The organism is Paenibacillus riograndensis SBR5, from assembly GCF_000981585.1.
In the GTDB taxonomy this organism is placed as follows: domain Bacteria; phylum Bacillota; class Bacilli; order Paenibacillales; family Paenibacillaceae; genus Paenibacillus_AQ; species Paenibacillus_AQ riograndensis.
Genome location: NZ_LN831776.1, coordinates 737,021 through 748,861, shown reverse-complemented (window position 1 = coordinate 748,861; position 11,841 = coordinate 737,021). Strand labels below are relative to the sequence as shown.

Sequence of the window (11,841 nt, the reverse complement as noted above, 5' to 3'; positions counted from 1 at the left end):
TTGACCCGTCAACTAATATTTGCATTCCATTTCATCCTTGCCGGGCCAGCCGCTTCCCCGTAGAATCAAATTAACCTAATTCATAGAAAAAGGAGCCTGTTCATGAAAATCTCCCTGCTTCAGCTCGATATAGCATTCGGCAATCCCCAGGTGAATTATGCTGCGGCAGAACGCAAAATCCGCGAGGCCGCCGCTCAAGGCACGGATTGTGTGATCCTCCCGGAGCTGTGGACGACCGGTTATGATTTAACCCGGCTGGCCGAAATCGCCGATCCTGAGGGGAATGCCACCAAGGCGTTGATGTCCGGCTTAGCCCGCGAGCTTGGCATCCATATTGTAGCCGGCTCCGTTGCCAGCAGGAATGACAGCGGCATTAACAACAGCATGTATATATTCAGCCGTACCGGGGAACTCGCCGGAGAGTACAGCAAGCTGCATCTGTTCCGGCTGATGGATGAACATCTGTATCTGCAGCCCGGGGCAGCCAAAGGGCTGTTCACCCTGGACGGAGCAAGCTGCGCCGGGCTGATCTGCTATGATATCCGCTTTCCCGAATGGGTCCGTGCCCATACAGCATCCGGAGCCGAGATACTGTTCATCAGCGCCGAGTGGCCGCTGCCGCGTCTCGCCCATTGGCGTGCCCTGCTGATCAGCCGGGCCATTGAAAACCAATGTTATGTCATAGCGTGCAACCGTGCAGGCGAGGACCCGTCCAACACTTTTGCAGGCCATTCGATGATCATCGATCCATGGGGAGAGGTAATCTGCGAAGCCTCGGGAGGGGAGGAGATTCTGCGCGGTGAGATAGATTTGCAGAAGGTGCGGGAGGTCCGGGCACAGATTCCGGTTTTTTCCGACCGGAGGCCGGAGCTGTACCAGTAATCTGCCGGCCCGGAATCCTGATTGCAGTTGACCCAAGTGGAAAAAGTAGACCTAATCTGAGCCTTTTGTCTGCCAGTGGATCCCCAGTGGGAAAAAGTACACTTAAATCGGCGGATTGGCTCCGCATGCAGCAGATTCGCCGGAAATAAGGATACAAATTCCCACTAAATACGGCTGTGGAACGGGTTCTGGCCTATTTAGTTATCCTAATTCCACTTAGACCCCAGCAACACATAGGCCATCCTTCCCGGCTCCCGCACGAGACCTTTTTCGAGAAAGCGCATTTAGCATCTGAATTGCAAGCATCCCTTCTTGGATTGCCAAAAGTGCCGCACCCGCTGAATTCATCAGCAGAAGTGCGGCACTTTTGGGGTTGCCGGTGATGTTCCTTTTCACCGGCTATGGGAAGGGCCGGTTCCCTATGCAACCGGCCCAGATTGCTAGCGGGCGTAGCGCTCCCGCAGCACCCTTGCGGCCTCCAGTACGCGTGGATCAGCGTACTGGAGGCTGTACCCTGCAGTCTGCCCCAGCTGGCCGGCAGACTGCAGATGGACGCCGCGCCGGGTCAAGGCCAGGCGGAATCCTTCGGCGAACACTGCCGCCGAAGCCGGTCCGCCAAGCTCGCCGAGCGCGGCCAGGGTCTGCGGGATGACGCGCGGATAAGCAAGCGCGTCATCGCCATCCGCGGCAGTGTCGTAGAAGCCGCGGATCAACTGCCCGCGCTCCAGCCCGGAGCCGGAGACGATTACGAACGCGTGCACGAAGTACGCGCTGCTCTGCCTGCGCTGGGCAATGCCGCAGAATTTACGGCCGCCGATGGCCAAATCGAAATCGCCCGGGCAATATGAACCGGCGACCTCGCCCGCCCGGATCTGCGCCGCCGCCTGCGGATGGCTGACCGCTACGGCTTCTGTGATCAGCGAAGCCAGCAGCCGGAAATCATCGTGGAAGTCCAGCTTCCCCGGACTTTTGCGGAGCAGCAGCGACACGTTGACGACCCCGGCATCCAGCGGCACAGCCGCGCCGCCGGAATGCCGGACCGCCGTGCGGTAGCCCTTCCCCTCCAGTTCGGCCATCGCCTCAGCCGCCCGGGGCAGCTTGCTGTCCCGCAGGCCCAGCGCTACGCCGCCGGGATGGCTCCATAGATGTACAGACGGCGGAACGAGGCCCGTCCCCACATCCCGGCAGAGCGTCTCCTCGAACGCGAACGGGAGCAGCATATCCCCGCCTGGCTCCGCCGCAGGATTTAATGCCCCAGCGGCTTCACTTCCGGGAATACCGGAACCCCCGCTTCCCGGTGATGCATCCAATTCCGCCAAGTGCTCAAAAAGCACCATAACCGGCGGGAGCACTCCCGCTGTCAACTGTCCCTGCATTTGTCCTTGTCCTTGCACTAGTCCCTGCACCTCCATCAGTCCCAGCCCAGGCTCCAGCATTTGCTCCATACACTGGTCCTGCTCTTTATATTCCCCGTTCATCTATATACCCTCCCGCAGTCCATTGGCTTCCTTTTTTTCCGAAAAATGCGGCACATGGCCCAATTGCACCTTGAAAGCTGCTGTCGAACGTTCCGTTTTCTTGTCTTATTATAAGAATACCGGCCATATTCCCATTGTAACCGATGAGCAGCCCGGCAGCGAAGCCTCCTGCCGATCCGTATTTGAAATGAGGCCATGATAGCGTTATCCTTAAGGTATTAGTACAGTAGCTGCCACCAGAGTTCATGCAAGACACAACCCTCTAAGGAGAGATGCCGCATGACAGACCTGCAAGTAGTGAAGGAACGGCAAATCAGCAAAGCCAGGCAGTGGGAGCTGGCGCTGAACAAGCTATATATCAACTTTTGCGATTACAGCAAGGACGCGCTGGAAGCATTCGGGGATGAGGATATTCATCAGGCCAGAGTGAACTGCCGCAAGCTGCTGACGCTGCTGTCCATACTCGACCCGGAGCATCTGGTTACAGCAGATCTGTACAGCACCTTCAAACAGGCGCAAAAAAGGCTCGGCAAGGTCAGGGACGCTGATGTGCTGATCGAATCCTTTAAGGATAGACATCATCAGGCCAAGGAGGCCGGGGAAGCCAAAACCGCCAAGCTGCTGAAGGCTGTCATTCGTCATCAAAAGGTTAAGCGGAAAAAGTACCGCAAGAAGCTGGCGGCCGGGCTGCCCAAGCTGAGCGGACAAGCGCTGAACGGGCAGTGGGAGGCCTTTCTTAGCCGCGATCTCGAAGGACTGGCCGCCAAAAAAGATGTGAATGTCGTCATGCGCGAGCTTGAGGTCGCATTCGAGCAGAAGAAAAAGGCCTGCAAAACCCTGTTCAAGGGTCCCGAGGCCGAATCCAAAGAGTCTTTCGACGCGCTGCATGAGCTGCGGATCGCCGCTAAGGAACTGCGGTATACCGCCAGTGCTGCGAGCTTTGCGCTGAGCCAGAAATTCCATGCCCATGAAGACATTTATAAAGAAATTCAGGAACAGCTCGGCATCATTAACGACAAACGGGTATGGCTGGAAATTCTCCAATCCATCGGACGTGAGGAGCTGGGGGCCGGCCGCAAGGTTTGGACTGAACTCACAGACAGCCTCAGTGCTGAAGTTCTTGAAGCTTTGCACCACAATGAGGTCGTCCAGTTCCCCGGCAATTGAGATTTTTCATCTCCTAATTCATTTTTTAGTTCAGCCATATTTTATACAAAATAAGGAGGAAGCCAGCACATGCGGCTTCCTCCAAAACAACGGCACTATCTCTCATTTGGCCCCGCAGTCCAATTCTCCCGAAATCAGAGGTATTTTCACCTCTCATTTGGCCTCGCAGCCCAATTCTTCCAGAATCAGAGGTACTTTTACCTTTCATTTGGCCTCGCAGCCCAATTCTTCCAGAATCAGAGGTATTTTTACCTCTCATTTGGCTCAGCAGCACAATTCTCCTGAAATCAGAGGTATTTTTACCTCTCATTTGGCTCAGCAGCACAATTCTCCTGAAATCAGAGGTACTTTTACCTCTCATTCGGCTCAGCAGCCCAATTCTACCGAAATCAGAGGTACTTTTACCTCTCATTTGGCCTCGCAGCACAATTCTCCCAAAATCAGAGGTACTTTTACCTCTCATTTGGCCTCGCAGCACAATTCTCCCAAAATCAGAGGTACTTTTGCCTCTCACTTGGCCCCGCAGTCCAATTCTCCCGAAAACAACGGCACTTCTGCCGTTGTTTCACCTCCGCCGCACGGTTGCTGTCTTTACCGGCTGTTCGCGGCGGCAAAGCGGTCCAGCACACCCTGATAGGCTGATTTCGGCCGCAGGCCTACCAGCTTTTCCATAGGCTGTCCCCCGTTATATACGACCACGGTAGGAAGGCCCATGACTCCTGCTTCTGCAGCCAGCTCCGGCAGAACATCACAATTCACTTTAAGAATCGTGACATTGCTGCCATACTCCTCATCCAGCTCCTCCAGGATCGGCAGAAGCGTCTGGCAAGGCGGGCACCAAGGCGCGCCGTAATCTACCAGTACGGTCCCTCCTTCACGCAGCCGCAGCCGCAGCGTATCAGCATGTTCTGTATTTATAACAGCCATCATTAATTCCTCCTCGTCCCATCTGTATCGTTCAGGTCATTCTGATTCCTTCTGCTCCTGCTGAATGGAGGCAATCCTCTCCTCCAGATTTGACTTGATCTGGTTCAGCTGCAGTAGCTGGCGTTCAATGTCCTCCAGCTTGCTGCGGTACAGCGGCATCACTTCCGCACAGAAAGCCTCTTTTTTCATCAGCACACAATTTAAAAAACCGGCGATTTCCTCCGTCGACAAACCCAGATTCAAATACAGCTTGATCGTCTCCACCGTCTCCACGGCCAGCGCTGAATACTCGCGGTATCCATTGGCCTTACGGAGCGGGGTAATCAGACCCTGACGCTCATAATATCGCAGTGACCGGATGCTGACACCCGTCCGTTCTGCAAGTTCACCTATTTTCATGGCATGTTCTCCCCGGGGTTCATGAGAAATGGTCTGATCACAGTATAAACCCTGACACCAGTGTCAGGGTCAAGACTTTTTATTCAGCTTTTGTGCGATGCTCATCCGTTGTAGTCCCGCAAGCCCCTTGCTTCCCGGCAGCGGGAGCAAAACCCAAAACCCCAACCTCCCCAAGGCTTCAGCAGGGCTCACCATCATACCGCTTATGTTATACACTTCGTCGCATGGGCAAAAGCTACAGCAATCCTGCTGCCCATAGACCGCCTCGCTTAATCATCTTCCGGAAGGGTTCGACTGAAAAGGAAGGAAGATGATGGCCTGGCATCAAATAAACAACGCGCCCTTGGCCGAATTCATGACACCAGGCTGCGGGCCGCATAGCACCCCCGTGCGGATACTCTGCCAATATTGTCGTTTCAAAATGCGGCTGCATGTCAAAATAATACGGCTCGTCCTCCATCACAAAATCAGTGATTCCCTCCATAATCGGATGCCCGGTTGCGGGGACCGTCATTTGAAGAGAGGTGTACGCCGGATGGTGGGTGAAGTGGCCTCCCAGCATCACACCCAGCTCCTGATTGCGCTGCAGCGAGATTCCATTATGCACCACCAGCAGTCCGCCGCCGCTTGCCACGTAAGAGAGGAAACCGCCGCTTTGTTCAGGAGGTATTTTGTGATCCGAAAATTCTGTATACGCTATCACAAGCTTGTATTCCGATAAGCTGTCTTTACTCAGCAAAGAGTAATCTTCGGTGGATTGCACCTGCAATTCTTCGCCCAACAGTTCCTCAAATACGCGGTCCACACCGGCAAACGGATGATACTTCACCTCCGTATAGCTTCCAAGCGCAAGTGCCTTTAACTCTCCCATTTTCATTCACACCTTTCTACCGGAAAAGTTGTACTACCAGGGCCAAGGTTCCCCTTGAAAATCCAGAAAAACCGGCTCCTTCCCCATATGAGCCTTGTGATCCTCAACAATACTCATAATTTTGCTCGCAGATTCTTCAGGCGGTATAGGCGCTGCCTCATCTTTCTCGCCGCTCATATAGGACTGCAGCCAGCCTGGATGGAAGACCATGACCTGCCCGCCCATCACCCGCAGATGATTATGCATCAGGGAGGACTGCATATTAAGCGCTGCCTTGGACATACAATAACCGTACATGTTAATCCGCTGATTACGGCTGATGCTGCCGGCTTCAGAGGATATGTTCACAATTAATTTCTGTTTTCCCTGCAGCAGAAGGCCGATCAAAGCATTGCTGACCCGCAGGGAACCAAGCGTATTGATATTATAAATGTGCGCCATCGCTGTGTCATCCATATCCACCAGTATGGTGGCATCATCTGCCTGGTCAATCACTCCGGCATTGTTGATAATTATATCCAGATGACCCGTACATCCGGCAATGCTGCGCGCTGCACGCTTTACGCTTTCGCTGCTGCCGATATCCAGCGGAACCAGATTCAAATGGTCCTGATATTGCGCTTGCAGCGCTTCCAGTGCTTGAGATTCCTCAAAGTACTGCCCGGCGAACACCTTATATTTATTCTCCAGAAGCCAGCGCACAAGGAAAAATCCAAGTCCCCGGTCAGCGCCAGTAACACAAGCGACCTTTTTCATGAATTGGACACTCCCTCATCTTAAGAATCAGTAACCTGTCACCGCTGTTATCCCATTCACATTAGCATGGCACTTGTCTTTTTTCAACGTCCTGCACTGGACTGTTCGGATTGGCAGCACGGCATGATTCTCCCTTTTGACTTAATTTTTAACTATGTTACAATCAGAAATATCATTGTTAACAACCGAATTGTTAGCAAACTAAAAATATCAGGAGGGATTCCGATGTCCATAGCACAAATTCACAGTGTCGACGAATTGCATCAATACCTTGCACAGCCTGGTAAAAAGCTGCTGTTCAAGCACAGCACCACCTGCCCGATCAGCGCCAAGGCCAATGAAGAATTCCAGGCCTATGTCCAAAGCTCCGGCACCCCTGCTGCCGTGGTCCATGTGATTGAAGACCGTCCAGTCTCCAACCAGATTGCCGAGGACTTCGGCATCAAACATGAGTCTCCGCAAATTTTCCTGCTCGAAGACGGCGAGGTCCGCTGGAACACCTCCCATTGGAAGATCACCCGGGATGCCATTAAGGAAGCTGTGAACTCATGAGCCAGCCTGTAATTATCTATTCAACCGCGAACTGCAGTGACTGCAACCAAGTGAAGCAGCTGATGAAGGAGCAGGGCGTTCCTTTTGAAGTAAGAGATGTTATGACCAGCACGGTCTACCAGGAAGAAGTGGAGAAGCTCGGTTTCATGGGTGTTCCAGTTACAGTAGCAGGGGCGCATGCCGTCAAGGGCTTCAATCTGCCTGAGCTTAAGGAGCTTATTGCAGCAGCCCGGTAATACGCCGGAGTTCTTTGGATCAGCAGAGCTGACGCAGGTTCCGGATTCATAGGTTAAAAAGGGGATTCAGGACTAAATTATTCTTGAATCCCCCTTTTTTTCAAAAAAAATAAAAACCGGCGTACGAATGAGATAATAGGCCGATAAACAGCAACATATATGGTTTTATCCGTTTATTTCCTGCGAATCCCGGAATTTCAACGTTAATTTACGCCGCATTTCCCTTTTTCCTTTTTACAAAGAACCGCATGAAAGAGTATGATTCGTTTCAGAACTTATTCATGAAAACCAATCAACGCTGAATTCCCGCCATGCGGGAAACGGGGGAACCACCAGGCGATAAGCCTACTTGGGGTGAATCCGAAGGGGACTGCACCAATGCAGTTTCACTAGGCAGGGCGACTCTCACCGTCCGAATCCGACAGCTAACCCCGTAAGCGTATAGAGAGAGAACTTGATCCGCCACGCTTATGCGCCAGGTTTATTTGAACCTGTACCGAAAGCCGCAGCAGAGGTCCTCCTCTGCTGCGGCTTTTTGTGTGGAGATCAATGATTAGGAGGAACACGGGAATGGAATCACGACGGCTGTTGCGTATAGAAATATGGGTATTCGATACACCTTGGCCCGCAGGCCCCGGGCCGGAGCAGGCCGGAAATTGCCGCTACGGCCTCCTGAAGCTGACCTGCCAGGCAGGGCATAGCTGGTCACAGGGACTGCTATGGGAAGATAAGCGGGTTGATCTGATCCAATGGAGCAACTTCCTGCGCAGCATCCGCCGCTGCCGCCTTGAGGAGGCGATCCGAATTGTAGACCGCTTAGGCCCCCAGTGGGGACAGACTCAGCGGGATCTGGTACTGGGTGCACTGCTGCATCTCAAGGCAAAGCTTCAAGGGAAATTCATTGACCCGCAGGTTCAGACAGACTCTTATTTTCACTCCGTGTTGGCAGCCGGAGGTAACTCAAGTGCGGGAAGAATGTACTATAGACCTTCACGGACACTGCAGCTCCAGCGGATCTGGCCTGAGCCGGACCCGGCGGAGCTGATTAATAAATCTATCGCTTATTACTCTATTCTATAGTTTTATATTCAGAAAGGACCGTGAGAACATGCCCGACCCCTTATCGCGCACATCAGCTTCAACAGCCGGATTTGCAGAGTACATTGAGAAGTACAGCGGGAATATCTATACGCTCAGCAGGCTGCTGCTGGGGCAGGGGGCTGAAGCAGAGGAGGCTGCCGTGAAGAGCTTCACGGTGCTTTATGAGCCGTATCTGCGTACAGGCTGTGACGCGCAGAGCTTCTCTCTTCAGTGCTACCGTGAATGCATCCGTCATTGCTCCCTGATTGTCCAAGGCCGCAAATCCTGTATCCCGGCCTGCCTGTCCTGGGAGGACCAGCTTGTGCATGCACTCCGGTATGGCCTGCGCCTGTCCCTGACGGACATCGGTCTGATCCTCAGGAAAAGCCTGCCTGAGCTCAAGGCCCAGATCCGGCAGATGCGCGAGCAACTGGCTGCACATGAAGCCGCAATGCCAACAGCCAGTTTATCCGTTGGATAAACTGGCGCGGCAATGACTGACTGCACCTTACGATAATGGCTTCATTCCGGCAATTTGCTCGATCTGCCCCGCCTCTTGGGCATCGGCGGCAATTAGCTTATTATACACATCCTGATCCTCAGTGCTGTTCAGTTTCTTTAACCCGGCTAAATACCACCGTGCCATCTCCCGGTTAACCGCATCCGAATAATTTTCGCTGAGTCCGCCTTTCAATGTGGTAACTGCACCCTGGACATTTCCAGTGAGGAGCTGCATTTTACCAAATGCTAAGGTTGCGGCAGAAGAAAAGGCAGTGGCCTGATTGTTTGCTTCTCTCATAACCTGGTTATAAGCCTCAATTCCCGTATTAAAGTTCGCCTTTGCATTGGCTGCGACCTGATCGACGACTGTACTGTCAACGCCCGGAGTGTTTAAGAGATTCAGCCATTCCGTATAAATGGGTTGGCCCAGTTCGAAAGACCGGACGATTAAGTCATTGTACCATCCAGTGCTCCACAGATCACCCCGGCCCGCCAGATCGGCGTAACCGCCCGTGAAGCCCGTCTGGATGAAATTCAAGGCCGTCTCTGCATCCCCTGTTATCTGCTTAACCTTGCCTGCGCTCAGCGCGATCAGCGGCGTGACCGAGAAAGGCCGGCCCTGAAGCTGTCCGGGAGGCAAAGTCTTCAAGAAGGCAACACCATCTGCAACATCCTGGTAAGTGGTAAGGGCGGTCTGGAAGTACTCCTGTTGCTTAGCCTTGTCCTGTTGGAGAAGAGCTTGGACACCCAAACCGGATGCCCGGGTGATGAGCGGCTCGTACCAGTCAATATCCCAGATATACTTGTTCAGATTATCGCGGTATACAGCATACGCGCTCTCGCTCTTGCCCTGCAGATCATACAGGGCGATTTGCTGCAGGAGCATCTGCTTGTTGTTCGGCTCATCTTTTAGACCGCGCTGCAGCACGGAAAGAGATTCTGCGGCAAATTGCTCATTTTTCGTCTGGCTGTACACCTGGTTATCAAGCACGGACAGCAGGATCACTGATTCGGGATGTGAGGGCCGGATCTTCAACGACTTCATCAGCGGAGCCTTAATCTCTTCATAAGAGGTGCTGTATTGGGCAACGGCCTTTGCTTCGGCGAACGCATTTGTGGAACCGATGCTGCGCAGTGACACGATAAAGACTGCCAATGCGGCCGCGCAAGTCACAGCCAGATAACCGAACCGCAGTACAGACGAATTCCATCGGGCGGCGAGAGGTTTGGCCTCCATTGCAGCCGCCATTCCGCCCAGGGCGATGAATACAAGGATTCCCATGAAAGCATAACTCATATTAAAGTCCAGGATACTGTGTACCAGAATCGAAAGCGCAATAATCAGATAAAAGAAGCCATTATCGTAATCATCCGTCCCCGCCCGTTTGATGTATCCTTTGGTATATTTGTAGAATACGAACAGGATAAAGCCCATGAACACGATAAAGCCCAATATTCCGACCTCAATCAAATACTGCAAAAAGAAGTTGTGCGCCTGACGGCTGACATACGGGTTGTTCTGGTATTTCTCATACAGGGCGGCCCATCCGCCCCCGCCTGCCCCAAGCACCGGATAATCCTTCGCCACCTTAAAAGCATCGCGGTAAAAAGTGATACGCTCCAGCACACTGTGCTGCTCAAAGTTGATGTTCTCCAGGCGGGTTTCGATATTGGCCGGCAAAATACTGCGTGCGCTTGTGCCAATCAGGAGCCACGCTGCAACAGCTACCACCGCTGTTGCTCCGATGGGCAGCCACAGATTAGCCAGCTTACGGGTGGACCAGCTCTCTAAGCGTTTCTCCAGCCGGGGAGCCGCAAAGTGCTGCACGGCCCAGCTTATAGCTGCGGTTAGAGCACAAGCAATAAGCAGCCAGGACCAGCCCTCTGCTGCCGCAGAAGCATCCGGAACCGCCGCCAGGCGTTTGCCGATAGCTGTTACCTTACCAATTACGGCCAGCGACGCAAGGGCAGCCACAAGAAGATGGATGATCCACAGAATCTGCCGCGAAGGCTTTTGAAAAAGAAGCAGCAGGACAAATACAGCCGGCAGCAGGACCAGGCCGCCCCGCGACAGGGTCAGCAGGAGCGATACGATAACCGGAACCAGCATAAAACTGTGAATGACTGTACCATACCATTTAGGGGACCGGATCAGAGCAAACACCGCAACGAACAGGAACGCCATCAGGAAGCCGGCATATGTATTCGCATATTGAAATACCGAGGTTAGACGCAGACCATTGGAGTCAGTCATTACCGCATCCAGGTACTTTCCTGATCCGGCAACAGTATTAGAGAACCAGCCAACTGCTTCTCCAGCCACATTCCAGGCGCCCAACCAGTTCAGCAGGCCAAACCAAACGATTAGGTAAGCTACGGTCATTATGGCGGTTTGTATGAGCGCATTCACTTGTTTTTGTCTCAAAAGATAGAGGCCTACAATAAACAAAGCCGCATACATGCTTTGAATCAGGAGCATATTGATGGCCATGTAATGTGAAGCAGCTACAAAAAGCGACAGGAAATAGGTCAGCGGAAGCAGGAGCACAGCCAGAGCAAGCAGATCCCGCTGGTCCTCCAGCTTAAATTTTTTGTAGTAGATGCCTGCCCAGACAATGAGCATCAGACTGCAAATTACAACTGAGATATACAGCGGCTTCTCATAATCCGCACGCAGACCGTTAAATAACCCCACTTGAAATGGGGTCCATATGAGAAATAGAATAATACCAATAATCAGCACCCAGAGCGGGCTGGATATCCTTTCAGCATTTTTTGACAGCGTAGCCTTTTTACCGTATACAGGATGGCCCAATTTATATTCCCCTTTACAATTTATTGCATATTCTTGTTTATTATAATGTCATATCCCCTCATTGGCAAAATTACCCTATATTTTAGTTAATAGATAAGAAAAAAGAGAGAGCCGTGCAGCATCCGTACTTCTCCCCGCAATGTTGTTCCTATTGTTACGTCAAAAAAGCCACGGCAG

12 protein-coding genes and 1 riboswitch are annotated in these 11,841 nt (G+C 52.6%); of the genes, 6 read left to right on the top strand and 6 right to left on the bottom strand.

What is annotated here, in order from left to right:
- The first annotated feature begins 96 nt into the window (after window positions 1–96).
- Window positions 97–882, top strand: a complete 786-nt coding sequence (locus PRIO_RS03315) for a carbon-nitrogen family hydrolase (RefSeq protein WP_039787037.1) — start codon at window positions 97–99, stop codon at window positions 880–882.
- Window positions 883–1,322: 440 nt separating this feature from the next.
- On the opposite strand, the gene PRIO_RS03310 is transcribed toward PRIO_RS03315, so the two are convergent.
- On the bottom strand, window positions 1,323–2,360 hold the full coding sequence (locus PRIO_RS03310) for a lipoate--protein ligase family protein (RefSeq protein WP_020427440.1): 1,038 nt from the start codon (window positions 2,358–2,360) through the stop codon (window positions 1,323–1,325).
- A 279-nt stretch (window positions 2,361–2,639) separates the two neighbouring features.
- Between PRIO_RS03310 and PRIO_RS03300 the strand changes: the two genes are divergently transcribed.
- A complete protein-coding gene (locus PRIO_RS03300; RefSeq protein WP_020427439.1) occupies window positions 2,640–3,527 on the top strand; it encodes a CHAD domain-containing protein in 888 nt (295 codons plus the stop codon).
- A 591-nt stretch (window positions 3,528–4,118) separates the two neighbouring features.
- On the opposite strand, the gene PRIO_RS03290 is transcribed toward PRIO_RS03300, so the two are convergent.
- The 4 genes from PRIO_RS03290 to PRIO_RS03275 all read right to left on the bottom strand — a co-directional run bounded on the left by PRIO_RS03290 (window position 4,119) and on the right by PRIO_RS03275 (window position 6,480).
- On the bottom strand, window positions 4,119–4,457 hold the full coding sequence (locus PRIO_RS03290) for a thioredoxin family protein (protein ID WP_231869810.1): 339 nt from the start codon (window positions 4,455–4,457) through the stop codon (window positions 4,119–4,121).
- A 33-nt stretch (window positions 4,458–4,490) separates the two neighbouring features.
- Window positions 4,491–4,853, bottom strand: a complete 363-nt coding sequence (locus PRIO_RS03285) for a MerR family transcriptional regulator (protein WP_020431246.1) — start codon at window positions 4,851–4,853, stop codon at window positions 4,491–4,493.
- Between the two features lie 235 nt (window positions 4,854–5,088).
- Entirely contained in the window at window positions 5,089–5,724 is a 636-nt protein-coding gene (locus PRIO_RS03280; RefSeq protein ID WP_020431247.1) for a ThuA domain-containing protein, read from the bottom strand.
- Between the two features lie 33 nt (window positions 5,725–5,757).
- The gene (locus PRIO_RS03275) at window positions 5,758–6,480 is read right to left on the bottom strand and encodes an SDR family NAD(P)-dependent oxidoreductase (RefSeq protein ID WP_020431248.1); all 723 of its coding nucleotides are present in this window, start codon (window positions 6,478–6,480) and stop codon (window positions 5,758–5,760) included.
- Window positions 6,481–6,705: 225 nt separating this feature from the next.
- Here PRIO_RS03275 and ytxJ point away from each other — a divergent pair, with 225 nt between their 5' ends.
- The 4 genes from ytxJ to PRIO_RS03255 all read left to right on the top strand — a co-directional run bounded on the left by ytxJ (window position 6,706) and on the right by PRIO_RS03255 (window position 8,829).
- A complete protein-coding gene (ytxJ, locus tag PRIO_RS03270) occupies window positions 6,706–7,032 on the top strand; it encodes a bacillithiol system redox-active protein YtxJ (RefSeq protein WP_020431249.1) in 327 nt (108 codons plus the stop codon).
- Window positions 7,029–7,268 (top strand): glutaredoxin family protein, encoded by a 240-nt coding sequence (locus PRIO_RS03265; protein ID WP_020431250.1) that lies wholly within the window; start codon window positions 7,029–7,031, stop codon window positions 7,266–7,268. The genes ytxJ and PRIO_RS03265 overlap by 4 nt, the downstream gene beginning before the upstream one ends.
- A 286-nt stretch (window positions 7,269–7,554) precedes the next feature.
- Window positions 7,555–7,724, top strand: a riboswitch (cyclic di-AMP (ydaO/yuaA leader).
- Between the two features lie 114 nt (window positions 7,725–7,838).
- Window positions 7,839–8,348, top strand: coding sequence for a hypothetical protein (locus tag PRIO_RS03260; RefSeq protein ID WP_020431251.1), 510 nt, complete (start codon window positions 7,839–7,841; stop codon window positions 8,346–8,348).
- Between the two features lie 28 nt (window positions 8,349–8,376).
- A complete protein-coding gene (locus tag PRIO_RS03255; RefSeq protein WP_020431252.1) occupies window positions 8,377–8,829 on the top strand; it encodes a hypothetical protein in 453 nt (150 codons plus the stop codon).
- Window positions 8,830–8,856: 27 nt separating this feature from the next.
- On the opposite strand, the gene PRIO_RS03250 is transcribed toward PRIO_RS03255, so the two are convergent.
- The gene (locus PRIO_RS03250; RefSeq protein ID WP_020431253.1) at window positions 8,857–11,664 is read right to left on the bottom strand and encodes an O-antigen ligase family protein; all 2,808 of its coding nucleotides are present in this window, start codon (window positions 11,662–11,664) and stop codon (window positions 8,857–8,859) included.
- Between the last annotated feature and the right edge of the window lie 177 nt (window positions 11,665–11,841).

Bases quoted from the DNA above. Each gene is read 5' to 3' on its own strand.
- PRIO_RS03275 (WP_020431248.1), bottom strand. From the start codon at position 6,480: ATGAAAAAGGTCGCTTGTGTTACTGGCGCTGACCGGGGACTTGGATTT.
- PRIO_RS03310 (WP_020427440.1), bottom strand. From the start codon at position 2,360: ATGAACGGGGAATATAAAGAGCAGGACCAGTGTATGGAGCAAATGCTG.
- PRIO_RS03280 (WP_020431247.1), bottom strand. From the start codon at position 5,724: ATGGGAGAGTTAAAGGCACTTGCGCTTGGAAGCTATACGGAGGTGAAG.
- PRIO_RS03300 (WP_020427439.1), top strand. From the start codon at position 2,640: ATGACAGACCTGCAAGTAGTGAAGGAACGGCAAATCAGCAAAGCCAGG.
- PRIO_RS03255 (WP_020431252.1), top strand. From the start codon at position 8,377: ATGCCCGACCCCTTATCGCGCACATCAGCTTCAACAGCCGGATTTGCA.
- PRIO_RS03285 (WP_020431246.1), bottom strand. From the start codon at position 4,853: ATGAAAATAGGTGAACTTGCAGAACGGACGGGTGTCAGCATCCGGTCA.
- PRIO_RS03260 (WP_020431251.1), top strand. From the start codon at position 7,839: ATGGAATCACGACGGCTGTTGCGTATAGAAATATGGGTATTCGATACA.
- ytxJ (WP_020431249.1), top strand. From the start codon at position 6,706: ATGTCCATAGCACAAATTCACAGTGTCGACGAATTGCATCAATACCTT.
- PRIO_RS03290 (WP_231869810.1), bottom strand. From the start codon at position 4,457: ATGATGGCTGTTATAAATACAGAACATGCTGATACGCTGCGGCTGCGG.
- PRIO_RS03265 (WP_020431250.1), top strand. From the start codon at position 7,029: ATGAGCCAGCCTGTAATTATCTATTCAACCGCGAACTGCAGTGACTGC.